The sequence below is a fragment of the Aminobacter ciceronei genome, assembly GCF_014138625.1.
Taxonomy (GTDB): Bacteria; Pseudomonadota; Alphaproteobacteria; order Rhizobiales; family Rhizobiaceae; genus Aminobacter; species Aminobacter ciceronei.
This window is the reverse complement of record NZ_JACJHY010000001.1, coordinates 88191-104950: the sequence shown is the minus strand read 5'-3', so window position 1 is coordinate 104950 and position 16760 is coordinate 88191. Positions and strand designations below refer to the sequence as shown.

Here is a 16760-nt window from a genome sequence, read left to right as displayed (position 1 = left end):
CTCGGCGAGGGACGCAACGGACAAGTGCGCCTGTTCGATTCGAAATGCCTGAACGACCAGATGGAGACCGATAATGAGCTTTCGTGTTCTGACCGCAGAATTCGCCCATGAGACCAACACGTTCAGCGTCCGCAAGACCGGCTATGACGCGTTTACCGTCGAAGGCGTGTTGTTCGGCGACGACGCCGTTCGTGCCAGGGGCGACGCGAACACCGAGATTGCCGGCTTCCTCGATATCGGCCGCAAATATGGCTGGGCCGTCGAGCATGTTCTGAGCACCGCGGCCGAACCGGCAGGACCGGTGACGCGCGATGCCTTCGACCGGATCGGCGGCGCCATCGTCAAGGCGGCTGCCGACAACAAGGGCAAGATCGACGGCATCCTGCTTGGCCTGCACGGAGCAATGGTCACCGACTTCTCGCCTGATGGCGAAGGTGAACTGCTGGAGCGGCTGCGCGCCGTCGTCGGGCCGGACCTGCCGATCGCTGTCACGCTCGACCCGCATGCCAATGTCACGGCCAAAATGTGCGAGCTCGCCGACATACTGATCTCGTTCAAGACCTATCCGCACATCGACATGCGGGCGATCGCTCACCACGCTGGCGAGCTGCTGCAGCGCACGATGGCCGGCGAGATCCGTCCGAAGACGCTGTTGGTCCGCCGGCCAATGCTGGAGGAGGCCAATGCCGGTCGTACAGATATCGGGCCGATGGTCGAGTGGATCGCCAGAGCCCGCGCCTATGAAGAGACGCCTGGTGCGCTGGCCGTCAGCATCAATGGCGCATTTCCCAACGCCGACATTCCCGAGGTTGGGCCGACCGTGCTTGTCACCTATGACGGCGACCCGGCGCGGCACCGCACCTTCGCCGAAGGCATCGCCGACGAGATCTGGGACAACCGCTTCAATGTGCTGAACACCTTCTACACGGTGATGCAGGCTGCAGAGATCGCGCATGACTATCGCGGCGACCGTCCGCTGATCATTGCCGACTATGCCGACAATCCCGGCGCCGGCGGCTATGGCGATGCCACCGCCTTGCTTGGAGCGCTGCTCCATGTCGGCGTAGATGATGCGTGCTTCGGCCCGATCGTCGATCCGGAGACGGCCAACCAACTGCACCGCGCCACGGTCGGCGACACCGTCAAGCTCAGGCTCGGCGGCAAGACCGATCCGCGCTTCGGCGGCGATCCGCTCGAAGTGACCGGCAAGCTGCTCGTCATCAGCGACGGCAAGCTGATCGGCGACGGAGAACAGCTGGGCGGGCTGGAGTTCTCGTTTGGCCCGACGGCCGTGGTGCAGATCGACGGCATCGCCGTGCTGGTCGTTACCGAGCCGTCGCAGATGCGCGACCTCCAGCAGTTCCGGGCCTTCGGAATCGATCCGGCGCGGCATCGCGTGGTCGGGCTCAAGTCGATGCAGCATTTCCGCGCTGCCTTCGAACCTATCGCCGGCAAAGTCATCGTCTGCGACAGCGGCGCACTCTGCACCATGGACTATTCCAGGATGCCCTATCGCAATGTCGCACGACCGATCTTCCCGCTCGACCGCGACATGACCCTTTGAGTGTATGGCAATGACAGCAAGGAAACCGATGGCGCAGTCACATATCCAGCAGGCCGACGTCATCGTGCTCGGTGCCGGGATCATCGGCGTTTCGGTCGCACTGCAGCTGCAGCGGCGCGGCCGTTCCGTCATCCTCGTCGACCGCCGCGACGCCGGCGAGGAAACGAGCTACGGCAATGCCGGGCTGATCGAACGCTCCAGCGTCGTGCCTTATGGTGCGCCGCGCGAGCTTTCGAAGCTGATGCGCTATGCGTTCAATCTGTCGACTGAGGTGCGTTTCGACTGGCGGCAGATGCCGCGCATCGCACCGTGGCTGTGGCAGTTCTGGCGCGAGTCGGCGCCCAAACCGTTGGCTCGCGCCGCAGCCGACATGCAGCCGCTGATCGAGCGTTCGGTGAGCGAGCACGAGGCGCTGATGTCGGAGGCCGGCGCATTGCCACAACTGCGCCGGGCCGGCTGGCTCGAGGTCTATCGAAATGAAAAGACCTTCGAGCAGGCGCGGGGAGCCGCCACCGCCCTTCACCCATTCGGGTTGAACTACGAAGTCCTCGACCGTAAGGCGCTGCAACAGCGCGAACCGCATCTCACCAATGCCGTGGTTGGCGCCGTGCACTGGCTCGATCCGGCCACCGTTGCCGATCCGGGCGCACTGGTGAAGGCCTATGCCCGTCATTTTGTCGAACGGGGTGGGGTGTTCCTGCGCGGCGATGCGCTTCATCTGCAACGGGAGGAAACAGGGTGGAGCATCGCTGCCGGCAGCGCTCGGCTCGAGGCGCCGGAAGCGGTCGTGGCACTTGGGCCCTGGACGGACAAGATCTCGCGTTCGCTTGGCTACAAGGTCCCGCTGGTGATGAAGCGCGGTTACCACGTGCATTTCGAAGCCGAGGGCGACGCCTTGCTCAATCATCCCGTCGTCGATGCCGATGGCGGATTCGTGCTGGCGCCGATGGCCCAGGGCGTCAGGCTGACCACCGGCGTCGAATTCGCCTCGCGCGGCAGCAGGCCCAGCCCGGTCCAACTCGACAGGACAGAACCTCTGGCGCGCCAGATCTTCCCGCTCAGGCAGCGTATCGAGCCAAATCCCTGGATGGGATCGCGCCCGTGCTTGCCCGACATGAGGCCGGTGATCGGCCGGGGCTTCAGGCACAAGGGGCTGTGGTTCGCCTTCGGCCACAACCACCACGGCCTGACGCTCGGCCCGATCACCGGACGCCTGCTCGCCGAAATGATGACGGGCGAAAAGGCATTCACCGATCCTGCGCCTTACGCAATGGAGCGCTTTGGCTGACACGTATCTCTGCCGTGTCGCCTACTCGAAGGCCCAGCGAAACAAACAATTAACAAAGCCAGTCAGGCTGGTCTTTACCAATTGCTGCTAATCCCAAGCCGCAACAGGGAGGGCGGCCAGGGAATGGTTGGGGCAAGTCGCATCGCTGAACGGTTCAACGGCCTGTCGGTGCTGGGGCAGTCCTGCGTGATCGTGGCCACCGCGACGCTCGGTGCCGACCTTTTGACGCTGATCTTCTACTCGATCTTCTTCTCGGACCGGCTGCTGCTCGACCTCGTGCTGACAAGCCTGATCGTTGTCGCCGTGGCGGGGCCGTTGTCCTATTTCTTCATGGGCCGCAGCGCCAGGCTGGTCGAGCTTGCGGCCGAGCTCGACCGGGCCAATCGCCTCGATGACCTGACCGGCCTGCTGAACAGGCGAACCTTCCTGCTTCAATCCAGGCAGATCGTCAGTGACCACGCAGATGGCAAGGGCGCCGGAATGCTGCTCTTTATCGATGCCGATCATTTCAAGGCGATCAACGACCGCGAGGGTCACGCCATGGGCGATGCCGTGCTGCAGGAAATCGGCGCGGCGCTGGCTTCGAGCATTGGCGCTGGGGATATTGCCGGGCGGCTGGGCGGTGAAGAATTCGTCGTGCTGCTGGTGGGTGCCGGCGAGGACACGGCAACGCTGGTGTGCGAACGCCTGCGGCGCAAGGTCAAGGCGATATCAGCCATCGTCGGCATGAGCGGCCGCGAGGTCACTGTCAGCATCGGCGTATCGAAACACCAGCGGGGCCAAAGCCTCGATGCGCTTCTCCTGGCCGCCGACAGGAACCTCTATCTCGCCAAAGCCAATGGTCGCGACCGTATCGTCAAAGCCGATGGCAAGCTGGCTGCCGCCTGAACAGCCTTGTCGCTCCGATTGCTCTGCAACTCGATCCTAGCTGCCGGCATGCGCCATATGCTGGAAGCGGCGAACCATGCGCCAGCCAGAAGCCACCAGCCGGTCGGCCGGCGGCGCCACCGGCAGCACCGGCTGGGTTAGCATACGGCGCAATTCGGCTGGCCCGATCTCGCTGGTCATGACGATGCGCGACAAGGTGTACGGGTCTTCCGTCGTCGTCGTCATCGCATGCCTGACCCGGCACGCCGAGGTGAAGCCGGCGCCGCGCACCAGCGCGCGCGTGGTGCGACTCGAATAACCATGCGGGTAGGCGAAGCTGTGCACCGGCCGCTTCAGGCCGTGTTCGAGGGCGAGCTTGCTGTCATGTATCTCGCGTGCGGCATCGCTGGCCGACAGGATGTCCAACTGCGGATGGCTGACTGTATGGGCGCCGATTTCGATGCCTTCGCAGGCCAGCGCGCGCAGATCACCCCACCCGAGCATCGGCCGGTCGCCTTCGCCAGATGAAGCAAGCCACTGGCTGGTCTTGCCGACCAAGCCAGAGACGACATAGAGCGTCGCGGCAAAACCGTGGCGTTCCAGAATGGGCATGGCGCCGATGAGAAAATCCTGCAGCCCGTCGTCGAAGGTGATGCAGACGGTGCGCGGCGGCAAAGGCCGCTTTTCCCTGAAGATCGTCGCCAGCGCCGAGATCGTCACCGGGCGGAAGCCGCCTTCGGCCAGCACCTGCATGTGGCGCTCGAACTCGTCGGGCAGCATCATCCAGCGCCGGTAGGGCGCAGCACAGCTGGTGTCGATGCTGTGATAAACAAGGATAGGCACGGATGGGCGCATAGCTGTCGATCCTCCCTTGAAGGCGACCTCGTGCCCGTTTGCCGAAGGAGCGATGCCGGATGACGGGCTGCGTGTTGCGGCATAGCGGCTGCGCAGATAGCCCGGCACGCCAGCAGCGATGCCGAGCCTCTCGCGCCAGACCAGATTGCTCGGATAATCGCCCGGCAGGCGCTGGTTCTTGGGCGATGTCGGGCCGGCCATGTGGGCGATGCCGGCAGGCATGGCGCGCGCCAGCCGCAAGGCTGCCGCCGGTTCGTCGATGACGACCTTGGTGAGATAGGCGCCGAGGCCCATTCCATAGCCGAAGGCTTGGCGGCGCATGCCGTCCTCGCCGCGGCGATGATGGTGCCAAAGCAGCGCACGCGGGTCGTAAACAAGCTGGAAGCCGGCCTGGACCACGGCGTAGAAGGAGGCGAGATCGTCGCCGCCGCGCGCCAGCGTGCCGGCGCCCAGCGCTGAATCGAAGCCGCCAATCTGGCGCAGCGCCTCGGTCCTGAACGCCATGTTGGCGCCCGAGCCGAACTGTCCGGCGGTGAAGGGAAAAAGCGACCCCGCCGGCCTGTTGCCGGCGAGATCGAAGACCTTACGCGCAAAGCCCTTGCCGAAGCCGCCATGGCGCTCGGTCCAGAATTGCGCGCGTGTGTCGAGCTCTGCCGGCAGGATCAGGCCGGTGACGCAGCCGACCCGGCCGTCGCGGTCGAAATTTGCGGCCATCGCCGCCACCCAGTTGGGGTCGACGACGACATCGTCGTCGGTGAACAGCGCCAGCTCGGACGACAGGTTGGCAAGCCCGGCATTGTGGGCGCGGCCAAGGCCCGGCACGTCTTCCCTGACATAACGCACCGCGCGCGCACCGCCGTAACGCCGGGCGATCAGATCAGCAGTCTGCGAGGAGGACGGCGCATTGTCGACGACGACGATCTCGAAGGGCTGATAGGTCTGGAGCAGCAGTGAATCGAGGCATCGCGCCAGGCTTTCGGCGCGATCGCGCGTGGCGATGACGACGCTGGCGAACGGCCCGTCCTTCCTGGGCAGCGGCGCGTCGTGCTGGAACGTGCTGTCCTGCACCGCCTGGTTCTCGCTGATGCGGCGGCGCAGCTCGAACGTCGTCAGCACGTCCTCGTCGAAATCGAACTCCATGATCGTCACCGGACGGCCTTGACGGCGAATGAGACAGAAGACGCCGCCGTAGCGCTGGTCGGTTGCCGCGTCGAACATCGGCACATCGTTCATCGGCCGGCAGACGTCGACGTCGAGGATCTTGATCGGGTGAAACTCGGGCACGCTCATGCTTGCCTCCGTGGGCGGCTCAAGCGGGCGCCGACATAACCCATCGTCGTGTAGCCAAGGCCGAAGAAGATGCCGGCCGCGCGGGCAAGCCCCCACATGTCGAACTTCAGCATCGCATCGCCAAGCCCACGCAGAACGCCTGCCGGCAGGACGCGCATGACATAGCGCTGTTCGCTGGACAATCCGTCCAGCGCGCCCACGGCGTTGACGACCTGCGTCTTGGAACGACCTTCGGCGAGGCAGCGCTTGCGGAAGTAGCCCCAGGCGGCACGCTCGGCGGTGACCTGGTGGTGCACGCTCATCGCGGGATCGTAGAGGATGAGCGAGCCGGGAATGGCCTGCAGCGCGCGGATGCAGAGCTCCGTCTCCTCGCAGCCGGCAGCATCGGCCGCCGTGCGACCGATGCCTTCGCGGAACCCCCCGGTCAACTCGACGATGCTGCGGCGGAAAGACATGTTGCAGCCTATGGGATTGCGCACCGGCTCGACCTTTTCGGGTTGGCCACGATAGCTGCAGCCGACAACCCATTGGAATTCTTCGGGAAACCAGCGTGGGCGATCGACTTGCCACATCGGCAGCACCTGGCCGCCGAGGCCAATGACCGACGGGTTGCGATAATGCGGCAGCATTTTTTCCAGCCAGTCGGGGGCGGCGACCGCGTCGTCGTCGAGGAATGCCAGGATCTCGCTGCTCGCCCGCCTGACGCCGGTGTTGCGGGCACCCGAAAGGCCGCGCGCGCCTTCGTTGACGATGACGGTAATGGCCGGATAGGTGGCGAAGAAATAGGCCCACAGCGGCATGTTGTGGTCGATGACCACGATGATCTCGGTCGCCTTGGTGCGTTGGGCGAGCACCGAGGCGATGGCGCGCTGAAGCTGTTCGCGACGGTTGTCGGCGTAGGCGCAAATGATGACTGATACCGAAGTCGCCGACGCCGTCATGATCGCTCGCCTAGACGCTGGGTTGGTGTTGTCCGGTCGTGCTGCGGGGAGGGACGGCCGGTCGCGCCGGGCGGGAGACGCCCAGGCGGACGATCGTCTTCAGCACCCGCCAGCCATCGGGGATGGTGCGCAGGTTGCTGACCCCGTGGATGCGCGGGAACTCCTTGCTCGCCACCTCGAACACGTTGAGGTTGGCGCGCAGCGCCTGGACGTTCATCTCGGTTTCTATCTCGAAACCGGTGGCGTCCTCGATGTTGAGATAGGGAAGCACATCGCGCCAGAACGCGTTGTAGCCGTAGCAGAGGTCGGTGAACTTGCCGCCGAAGCGGATGCGCACCAACGTCAAAAGTCCCCAGTTGCCGAGCCGGCGATACCACTCCATGTCGGTGGTGTTGCCGCCTTGCATGAAACGTGAGCCCTTGACGAAATCGGCGCCGGCGAGCAGCGCGCCGACAAAGGCCGGGATTTCGCCGGGATCGGCCGAGCCATCGGCATCGAGCGTGACGATGATGTCGCCCTTGGCGGCGTTGAAGCCGGTGCGCAGGGCGGCACCCTTGCCGCGCCGGTCCTGCTGCAGCACGACGATGTCGGGCAGAAGCGACCTTGCGACCTCTATCGTGTCGTCGGTCGAGTTGCCGTCGACGAGGATGATTTCATCCACCCATGCCGGGATGTGGGGCAGGACGTGAGGAAGGTTCTTGGCCTCGTTCTTGGCCGGGACGACCACGCTGATGCGAGGTGTGCCACTGGTCGCCAAGCCTGCCAGCTTGAAGACCTCCATTGCAGGCCGATGCGGAAATGCTGCCGCCGTCATACTGGTTACTCCAACCCAAAATAGGTGCGGCATATCCAATGACGACGCGAACCAAATGTTACAGACGCAGCACAGCACAGCCTGACGAGCACAACTTCGCAGGGAGGTCGTTACCGATCAAAAATCTGGACGCAAGTGTCTTGTTAGCCCCACTCGCCGATATGAAATTTACCATATATTAAGTTTTTGTAAACCACATGTAGTATTCGTGTGAAGTTTCGGCGCTATTGGTTCTACTGGTAGATGTGGATTTGTATGAACTTTCCACATCGATGTTTATTACTAGAAAAACAGATGTTCATCTGAATTAAACTGGTGCGAACGCGTTGCCGGGCGCTCTGCGACAGGCATACATCAATTCATGCGCGGCGTATTAGGTGGTGCTTTAATATTGAACCCTTTCACTCGAAGTCTCGGCAAAGTCGGGTATTTCCGGGTGAGATGCACTCCACAGTCCCGTGATGGTTGCACGCTGCCATGCCGTGCACGAACCGTTCGCAATATTGTGATCAGCTTGCAGGCGCGATCTCGCCGGCGCCTGGCGCGGATGCGGCGAAAGTGCAACATTCATACATATGTCTGTTAGCAACCGCTGAGATAATGCCTCTGGTTGAATGACGGGCCGGGGCGTTCATGTTAGGTTGGGAGGAAATCAGGAGGCGGGGGCCACCAGCACGATCAGCGGCGTTCGGACACAGCGCCTGTGACATGTTCCGTGCGCCCGATTGTTCGAGGACCAAACTTGCCTAGCCCACAGCGACCCGAAACTCCTCCTGCCCCCGATGCCTTCGACGACTGGGTTCTCCTGACCCGCAAGTGGGACGAGGCCTACAAGGACTACCTGACCGTACGCGAGGCGCGGGCCACAGCTGAGGCGGCCTCGGGCACGCCTGATCCGGAATTGAAGCGCTGGGAGGACGAGGCGCTGGCTACGTTGGCCGAAATCAAGTCCGAGATGGACAAGGTCGTGGCCGAGACGCGGCAACGGCGCCGGCCCCTCGGCGGCTCGATCGTCATTGGCACGATCGGTCGCGATGAATCCGAAACGCCTTCCGGATCCGAGGACAGTTCCGACAAGAAGTAGGCGCGACCGGCGCCGTTTTGGCAGATCCGCTCGCGGTGGCTGCGGCCAGGCCTGCCGGCCTCCGCCGACTTGGACTTGGTGGGCTATTTCCAGCGCGCGCCGTTGCGGTGTATTTAGAGCGGGTGAGAACGCGAGACGCCCAGCGAAGCGCCTGTTTCTTGCCGGCCATTGTGGCGACACTGGCTTGGGCGGCGATGCTGTCGCTTTTTGCCGGTCCGGCTGTTGCTGCGGACTTTCCCGCCATCGAACTCCAGACAACGTCCAATGACGCGCTGGACGGTGTGTTGCGCGCGGCGCTGAACGCTCCCGAGCTTGAACGCGCAGCCGACGGTGCGGCAACTCGGGGCTGGCAGCCTGCGGTCGAAGCCGAACGCCACCGGCTGGAAGAATTGATGCGCGGCCAGGGCTATCTCCATGCGCGGATCGAGATGCCTGATGCCGCTGATGACGCGGGCTCTCCCGACAAGATCGCGCTCAGGCCGATCGCCGGTCCGCTTTTCCGTGTCGGCATGGTTGAGGTCGACGGTCTCGAGGGTGTTGCCACCGATGCGGTGCGCGACGACGTTTCGCTGCAAATGATGGAGGCGGTCGGCAAGCCCGCGCGCGGCGATCTGCTCGCAACCCTCGAAGATGAAGTCCTGTGGCGGCTCCGCACAGCATCCTATCCCTTTGTCCGCGTCACCGGGCGTGCGTTGCAGCCTATCCCGGGGCAGGCGCTGGCTACGGCTCGCATCGTCGTCGAGCCGGGGGCATTGGCGCGCTTTGGCGCTGTTGCCTACAGCGGCCTTGTCGGTCTGAAGCAAGATGAGCTGAGCCGCCTGCAGCCCTTCAAGCAGGGTGATCCCTACGATCCCGATATGCTCGAGCGTTTCCGCGAGGCGCTGCTTGGTCATCCGTCGGTCAAAAATGTCAGGGTTCGGCTGCCGCAGGCCGTGGATGCCGATGGGCTGCTGCAACTGCGCGCCGAAGTCGAGGAACAAAATCTCCGCGCCGACGATGCGACCGGCGGCTACAGGACGGGGCTCGTTGCGGCCGTTTCGGCGCTCGCCGCGTTGGCGATCCGCCAGGTTTCGGTCGCCAGCCTGCGTCCCGGCCGATCGCGCTGGCCGCTTTGGCTCGAAGTGGTGCCGGTGCTGCTGCTCGCTGCCGCATTCTACCTGATCGCCCAACGGATGCTGCTTCTGGCCTTCCCCAGCTGAGCGGCAGGACAGCAGCAATTCCAGGTCCGGAATTGCCCAGCCCTCTAGGTATCCTTGAAGCCGATCGTCCATTTCGCCGCGTGCCGCACGCGGGCGTCGACGGCGGTGATCGGCAGCTTCTCCAGGAAGTATTCGGCGTGCGCGTGCGGTGTCGCGCCAAACCGCTGTTTGTAGTGCGCGAGCGAGGCCGAGGCGCCGGTCTCGCCGAAATGGTAGTAGCGGCAGCCGCTGTGGCAGGCCTCTTCTATGGCAAGTTTCTGGATCAGGTCGTTGGCGCCCGAGCTGCCCAGCGCATGGCGGTCGATCGCGCCGCGGGCGTCGTTGACATTGCCATATTGCAGCACGAACGCCGCCGCCGCCGGCTTGCCATCGACCCAGGCGACCCAGATGCGGCAGGCCTCGCCGAAATGCCGGGCGATCGAGCTGAATTTTGCCATCGGATCGCGCCTGCGCCCCCTTAGATGCGCCAGCATGCGTGGCTCTTGCTGCTTGTCGGCCCAGCGGTCGAAAGACGTGCGTAACAGCTGGTGGAAGACCGGCACCAGCTTTCCGGAGGTGTCACGCTCGACGACGATGCCGCCGCGTTCGGCCTTGCGCACCCGCGTCCGCGTCGTTTTCTTGAAGCGCGTCGACCAGACGGCGTCGAATCCGCCATCGAGGTCAAGGATGTGGGCGAGGCCCGGCACCGAGGTGACATGGGCAGGAGCTGCTGCGGCCCACAGATGGGCATGGCGCGGATTGGGTCTTACCGAAATCCTGAGATAGGGCAGCTTGCCTAGGTCTTCGAAAATCGTGCGGAGATGTTCGACCTTTGGCATCATCGACGAGAGCACGCCGCCACGACCCCAGGCATATGGCATCGACTCGGCAACCGCCAGCCGCGCCGGCAGGTGCCTGTTGCGCACCATCGGCAGCACGTAGTGATGTCCGCCGGCAAAGCGGTAGGCGCGGCTGGCGTCCTGGTATTTGCCGAGGGCGCACAGGCTGTCGAGCCAGGCCGGCGACTGGTAGGGCAGGGCTTCGGGATCGGCGAGCATCAGGCGATGCCAGAGGTCGCGCGGCGCCGGGCTCTGCACGTCGAAAGCCGCCGACGTGCTCGCCATGGCGTGCACGTCCTGTTCGCTCCCGAAATTTGTCGGGTCAGTATCCGTCCGAAGCCTCCCACTTTCCACCCAATGTCGCAGATTTCGTGAGATATCACTACCTTTGCACCTGAGGCGTTGCTTTTCGGATTCGCGTTTGTTCAGAAACGGTTACCGCAGTGCCATAAAGATATTTTGTATCACAATTTTGTTATTTCTTCGTGATAGAGAATTATCTCGAACATGCCAATCAAAGTCAAAACCAATCAAATAAAGCATTCCGGACAGATAGGCGCTATTTCGACAGACAAGTCGATGCGTCGAAAATCCAAAAACATGATCTTGGTTTTGGCCCTGAATGGGTCATGTCATTTACCGAGCGCGGCAAAACAGCTTGACGCAGCGTCGGGTAACCGTCCTAGTTAACAGATCGTAAGCGACAGATTTCCGGGTAACCGGCAAATGCGCGCGAACCGCCTTTTGGCGGGACCACGCAGGCAACGGCCGGCAACCCTCTCTCGCGACGATTGAGTGTGTTCAGGCTTATCGGGTTGGTGCATGGGTAAGGGGTTGTGGGGCGTGGCGCTGGCGGGCGCCTGGTGGTTTGGGCATGCGGGTGCCATGGCCCAAGGCGTCGAGCCGCCACTGATCAAGGGGCAATGGGAGCGGATCTTCACCGAAGAATTCGACCAGCCCAAGCTCGATCGCGACAAGTGGACCCGCTGCTACTGGTGGGACAAGGACGGCTGTACCAATCTCGCCAACAAGGAACTGCAGTGGTACATGCCCGACAATGTCAGCGTTGCCGACGGCGTGCTGCGGCTGACGGCGCGGCCGGAGACGGTGACCGGCCATGAAGGGCGCACCTTCGACTACACGTCGGGCATGGTGACCACGGGGCGTGATTATCTCGAGCGCGCCAAGCCAGACCGTTTCGCCACCACATACGGCTATTTCGAGATCCGCGCCAAGATTCCCAGGGGCAAAGGGCTGTGGCCGGCGATCTGGCTTCTGCCATCGACGCAGGAGCCGCGTCCGGAAATCGACATCCTCGAAGTCCTGGGTCATGCGCCCGACGTCTACGAGATGCACCTGCATTATCTCGACAAGAAGAAGGACTGGAAGAGCGAGGGCAAGAACGCCAAGGTGGTCGACCTTTCGGCCGACTGGCATGCCTATGGCCTGGAATGGCGCAAGGATGCCGTCGTCTGGTATCTCGATGGCAAGGAGATGTGGCGCTACACCAAGCCAGACGGCATCTCGCAGGAACCGATGTACCTGCTCATCAACCTGGCCGTCGGCGGCAACTGGCCGGGGTCGCCTGACGCCAGGACCAAATTCCCGGCCGATTTCCTGATCGACTATGTTCGTGTCTGGCGGCGTGCCGGGTCATGACCGCGCACCCGCCCACCCTGCGGCACCGAGAGCCCACGGCACAGGCGGGCGGCAGTGGTTGGCGATCACTCATCCCGCAGGCGCTGATGGGCTCGTCGCTGATGCGCAACGGCTACGCGCTGATCGCCAACAGCGGCCTGAGTGCGGTGCTGGGGCTGGCGTTCTGGTTCCTGGCGGCGCGTTACTGTTCGCAGGAGGCGATCGGTCTCGGCGGCGCCATCACCGCCACCATCGTCAACCTGTCCAACGCTGCCCAGCTCAATTTTGGCAACCTGCTGGTTCGTTTCGTGCCGACTGTCGGCGGCCGCGCCGGCCGGTTGATCCTGTTCGCCTACGCCACGTCCTTCATCGCCTCGGTCGTCGTCGCTATCGTCTTCCTGCTGGTCGTCGGCGCCTTCATGCCCAAGCTCGACGTGCTGACCGAGAGCGCGGGCGTCATCCTGTGGTTCGTGGCGACCGTCGCCGTCTGGTCGGTGTTCGCGCTGCAGGACAGTGCGCTGTCGGGCCTGCGCCAGTCGATCTGGGTGCCGGTCTCGAAGACAATCTACCAGGTCGTCAAGATCGCCATGCTCATCCCGCTGGCGCTCGCCGGGCTCGGATGGGAGGCCATCGCACTGTCGTGGACCGCACCGGTTCTGGTCTTCGTTCTCGCCGTCAACATGCTGATTTTCAAGCGCCTCGTGCCCAAGGCGCAAGCCGGAACCGGCCATGCCAATCTGATTGACCGCCGCGCCATGGCGCGCTTCTTCGGCTGGGACTACATCGGTTCGGTGTCGATGATGGTGGCCTGGACGGCGACACCGCTGGTCGTGCTCAATTTTGTCGGCGCGGCCGAAAGCGCCAGCTTCTTCGTCGCCTGGACGATCTTCACCTCGCTTTATTATGTCGGCAGCTCGATGGGGCTGTCGCTGCTCGCCGAGGGCGCCAGCGACACCGGCCGGCTGCGCGCGCTGGCGGCGGATGCGGCTGTGATGTCGGTGCTGCCGCTGCTCGGCCTCGTCGCGCTGATGCTGGTGTTCGCCCATCCCATCATGTCGGTGTTCGGTGCGGCCTACGCCACCGAAGGTGCTGCGATCCTCAGGGTGTTCACACTGGCCAGTGTCGTATCGGCCGTGCTCTCGATCTATCTGTCGATCGCCCGCACCAAGGGCTGGATGCGTTCGGTGGCGGCGGCCGAAGTCGCGACGCTGGTCATAGCCCTCGGCGCCGGCGCGCTTCTGGTGCGCAGTGAAGGGCCGATCGGCATGGCGCATGCCTGGCTGCTGGCGATGCTGGTGGTCACATTTGGCGTCGGCGCGCTCGCCCTCGTCACCAGCCGCCGCCACAGCATGCACGACTGGGGTCTGGCGGTTGCCGCTTCGCTGAAGTCCCTCTCGGCCCAGTTCCTGCCTTTCGGCCGCAACAAGGGCATTGCCGTTCCTGGTGACGCCGAGCTCCGGCCGCTCCTGGCAAAGACCGGAAGCTCCGCTGCCTCGGGCTGGCATGCGCTGAAATCCGAGCATGGACCCGAAGGAACTGACATCGTCTACCTCGGGGACCCGGTGCTGGAGGAGGCGGTGCGGCACGCGCCCGTTCGGTCGCAAGGCACTTATGCCGTTCTCCGCAGCGCGCGCAACCCGATCGCCGCCGCCTATCTCGAGCGCCTGGTCGACAATCTCGACCTGCTGCACGCGGATACGCGTCTTCAGCCGCTGTGGCCGATGTTGCCGACGAGGCTGTCAGTCACCCGTATCGGCGGAGCCGTCGATTGCATCGAGGCGATGGCACCTGGGACGGATGGGCGGGTGCTGCTGCGCGACGCGTCCGAGCGGCAGACGGGCCTCGAAGCCGCGGCGAAGGCCGTGGCCATCTTGCACGGCCAGACAGCCGCCATGCGGACCATCGACGACGTCTGGTTCCACGAATGGGTCGAACGTCCGGCGGCAAAGCTTGCGCAGCTCGGCGGATCGACGATGTTGGCAGCAGCACGGCGTCGGGCGATAGAACGTTTCGTTGGCCAGCAGCGGCGCTACTGGCTCGGTCGCCAGGTGCGTCTCGGCTGGTGCCATGGCGATCTTTGGCCGCAAAACCTGAACTTCGCCTCGGGGCAGGGCAGTGCCGCCCGACTTGCCAGCCTGCTGGAATGGGGCAATGCGCGATCCAACGCGCCACGTGGCTTCGACGGCTGCGTTCTGGCTGTCGCCATGCGCATGATGACCAGCAGCGAGCCGCTCGGCGCGGCCGTTGCCGATCTCTTGTGGACGCCGGAGTGGCGCAACGACGAGCGGCAGTGGCTGGGCATCGGCTCGGACGGGGACGATGACTGGAGCGGCGATGGCGCGGCGATCCGTGCCATGGTCGGCCTCGTCTGGCTGCATCAGGTTAGCGAGCGGGCGCGGCGCCCGGCGCATTCGGGCGTCGGCCGGCTTTGGATTGCGTCAAATGTCGATCGTGTTCTTAGGATCGTCTCCACCGATGGAGGCGCAATATGAATGTGATGACGCGGGAATTCAGTCTTGCCATGTCGCCGGCGCTGAAGGCGCCGCCCCTGGCGGATGCTGGCCGTGTCTCGACAGCGCCGTTCAACCTCGCGTCGATCTGTCTTTGCCTGGCCTTTGCTTTATGGCTGGCCGTCCTGTTCGTCACCGATCCTGCCGGTGTCGACGACTATGGCCTGATCTCTGTCCTGCCAGGCATCATCTGGGTGGCCTATGCCGCCGTCGGCCTCGGCTTTGCCTTGAGCCTGAGGCGCGGCGTCTGCGAGACGCCGATGCCGCTGTTGATGATCGTCATGCTGGTGCTGCTGCTTCATGGCACCCCGGCCATCGTCTATGACGAGTTGCGTTACGCCTGGGCCTGGAAACATGTCGGTGTCGTCGACTATGCCCAGCGGCACGGCCAGATCGATCCGAAGGCGCCATTCCTTGCCACCTACGCCAATTGGCCCGGCCTGTTCGTCTTCTGCGCCGCGATCGCCAACCTGTTCGACATCAAACCGATCCAACTGGCTGACATCGCCCGCTTTTCGCCGCCGGCGCTTAACCTGCTCTATGTGTTGGTGCTGCCGCAGATCTATCGCCGCTTCACCGCCGACCCACGGCTGGTGTGGGGCGGGGTCTGGCTGTTCGTCATCGGCAACTGGATCGGCCAGGACTATTTCTCGCCGCAGGGCGTCGCCTTTCTGTTCTATCTCTTGCTGGTCGCGCTTTGTGTCGGCCCGCTGCGGATCGTGCCCGGCTGGGCCGACCCGAACGGGCGTGGCTTTTCCAAGTTTTGCGGCCGTTATTTCGCCTTCGTCTCGCGTGGCCAGCCGCCGGTGACGCTGGCCGTCCCGCCAAAACTGCGTGCCGTAGCCTCACTGGCGGCCATGGCGCTGATCGTGATGATCACGGCGACCCACCCGCTCACGCCGATAGTCGTGCTCATGGCCCTTGGCGGCCTCTGGGTCATCGGACAATTGAGCCTTGGCTACCTCGTCTTTGCCGGCCTCGTCGAAGTCACATGGCTGCTGTTCTACGCCGACGGCTACATGTCCTCGGTCCTGCCCGAGCTGGTCCAGCGTTTCGGCGACACCTCGAACGAGATCAGCGAGCGCCTGGTGGATACCTCGATCGTCAGTGAAGGACAGGTGGTGGTGTCCTTGGCGTCGCGAGCGCTGACCGGTGCGATCGCGTTGGCGGCGGTCCTCGGCGGTCTGCGCCGGCTCGTGGCGGGGTTCCGCGACGGTCCGGCCATCGTGCTGACGCTGGCTCCAGCCTTCATGATCGTTGCCACCTCCTATGGCGGCGAGATCGTGTTCCGCGTCTATCTCTTTGCACTGCCTTTCCTGACCTTCTTTGCCGCGGCACTGTTTTTCCCATGGTCCGGCTCCCAGCGCGACGCCATCGCGCGCTACGCCATCGGCACGTTCGGCGCCGTGCTCACGGTCGCTTTCGTCCTCGCCAACAACGGCAAGGACCGCCAGTACACCTTCTCACGGGCCGAAGTGGAGGCGTCGGAATGGCTCTACAACAACGCGCCGGCCGGTTCGGTGCTTGTCGAGGGCGCGCCCAACTATCCCGAGCAGTTCATGAACTACGAGAACTTCACCTATGTGCCGATCTCCAACGAGAGCAAGCAATCCATTTCAGCGGTTCTCGCCGATCCGGCTACCGAGCTCGGGGACTGGTTGCGTGCGGTGCCGGCAGGCTCCGCCTTCATCATCATCACGCGCAGCCAGAAGGCCTACATCGACGATCTCGGCGTGATGCCGAAAGGCTCGCTCGACGCGATCGAAGAAGCCTTGCGCGGCTCGGCGCGCTTCCGCCTGGTGCGCGCTACGGCCGACGCGAGCGTCTTTGCGCCAAACGAACAGGGAATCGGGATGGGCGAGTGGATCAAGTAATGAAGGTGGCGAAGCATG

The 16760-nt window shown here is 63.9% G+C and carries 12 protein-coding genes; 8 read left to right on the top strand and 4 right to left on the bottom strand.

Going from position 1 to position 16760, the window contains the following annotated elements; translation table 11 throughout:
- The first annotated feature begins 73 nt into the window (after positions 1–73).
- The 3 genes from HNQ95_RS00410 to HNQ95_RS00400 all read left to right on the top strand — a co-directional run bounded on the left by HNQ95_RS00410 (position 74) and on the right by HNQ95_RS00400 (position 3740).
- Entirely contained in the window at positions 74–1564 is a 1491-nt protein-coding gene (locus HNQ95_RS00410; protein ID WP_182573231.1) for a M81 family metallopeptidase, read from the top strand.
- A gap of 28 nt (positions 1565–1592) precedes the next feature.
- On the top strand, positions 1593–2852 hold the full coding sequence (locus HNQ95_RS00405; protein WP_182573230.1) for an NAD(P)/FAD-dependent oxidoreductase: 1260 nt from the start codon (positions 1593–1595) through the stop codon (positions 2850–2852).
- A gap of 123 nt (positions 2853–2975) precedes the next feature.
- The gene (locus HNQ95_RS00400; RefSeq protein ID WP_067960113.1) at positions 2976–3740 is read left to right on the top strand and encodes a GGDEF domain-containing protein; all 765 of its coding nucleotides are present in this window, start codon (positions 2976–2978) and stop codon (positions 3738–3740) included.
- Positions 3741–3776: 36 nt separating this feature from the next.
- On the opposite strand, the gene HNQ95_RS00395 is transcribed toward HNQ95_RS00400, so the two are convergent.
- The 3 genes from HNQ95_RS00395 to HNQ95_RS00385 are packed head-to-tail and all read right to left on the bottom strand — an operon-like array spanning position 3777 to position 7619.
- A complete protein-coding gene (locus HNQ95_RS00395; RefSeq protein WP_182573229.1) occupies positions 3777–5864 on the bottom strand; it encodes a polysaccharide deacetylase family protein in 2088 nt (695 codons plus the stop codon).
- Entirely contained in the window at positions 5861–6805 is a 945-nt protein-coding gene (locus HNQ95_RS00390; RefSeq protein ID WP_182573228.1) for a glycosyltransferase family 2 protein, read from the bottom strand. Before HNQ95_RS00390 ends, HNQ95_RS00395 begins: the two co-directional genes overlap by 4 nt.
- 10 nt (positions 6806–6815) lie before the next feature.
- Positions 6816–7619, bottom strand: coding sequence for a glycosyltransferase family 2 protein (locus HNQ95_RS00385; protein WP_246340506.1), 804 nt, complete (start codon positions 7617–7619; stop codon positions 6816–6818).
- A 742-nt stretch (positions 7620–8361) separates the two neighbouring features.
- Between HNQ95_RS00385 and HNQ95_RS00380 the strand changes: the two genes are divergently transcribed.
- Both HNQ95_RS00380 and HNQ95_RS00375 read left to right on the top strand, forming a co-directional pair.
- On the top strand, positions 8362–8703 hold the full coding sequence (locus HNQ95_RS00380; protein ID WP_182573227.1) for a hypothetical protein: 342 nt from the start codon (positions 8362–8364) through the stop codon (positions 8701–8703).
- A gap of 170 nt (positions 8704–8873) precedes the next feature.
- Positions 8874–9902, top strand: coding sequence for a BamA/TamA family outer membrane protein (locus HNQ95_RS00375; RefSeq protein WP_210289137.1), 1029 nt, complete (start codon positions 8874–8876; stop codon positions 9900–9902).
- A 44-nt stretch (positions 9903–9946) separates the two neighbouring features.
- Here the strand turns inward: HNQ95_RS00375 and HNQ95_RS00370 are convergent, their stop codons facing one another.
- Entirely contained in the window at positions 9947–11005 is a 1059-nt protein-coding gene (locus HNQ95_RS00370; protein WP_182573225.1) for a GNAT family N-acetyltransferase, read from the bottom strand.
- A 537-nt stretch (positions 11006–11542) separates the two neighbouring features.
- Between HNQ95_RS00370 and HNQ95_RS00365 the strand changes: the two genes are divergently transcribed.
- The 3 genes from HNQ95_RS00365 to HNQ95_RS00355 are packed head-to-tail and all read left to right on the top strand — an operon-like array spanning position 11543 to position 16742.
- A complete protein-coding gene (locus HNQ95_RS00365; RefSeq protein WP_182573224.1) occupies positions 11543–12379 on the top strand; it encodes a glycoside hydrolase family 16 protein in 837 nt (278 codons plus the stop codon).
- Positions 12376–14850 (top strand): phosphotransferase, encoded by a 2475-nt coding sequence (locus HNQ95_RS00360; protein WP_083948544.1) that lies wholly within the window; start codon positions 12376–12378, stop codon positions 14848–14850. Before HNQ95_RS00365 ends, HNQ95_RS00360 begins: the two co-directional genes overlap by 4 nt.
- Complete coding sequence (locus tag HNQ95_RS00355) at positions 14847–16742, top strand: hypothetical protein (protein ID WP_182573223.1); 1896 nt, start codon at positions 14847–14849, stop codon at positions 16740–16742. Before HNQ95_RS00360 ends, HNQ95_RS00355 begins: the two co-directional genes overlap by 4 nt.
- Positions 16743–16760: the final 18 nt, after the last annotated feature.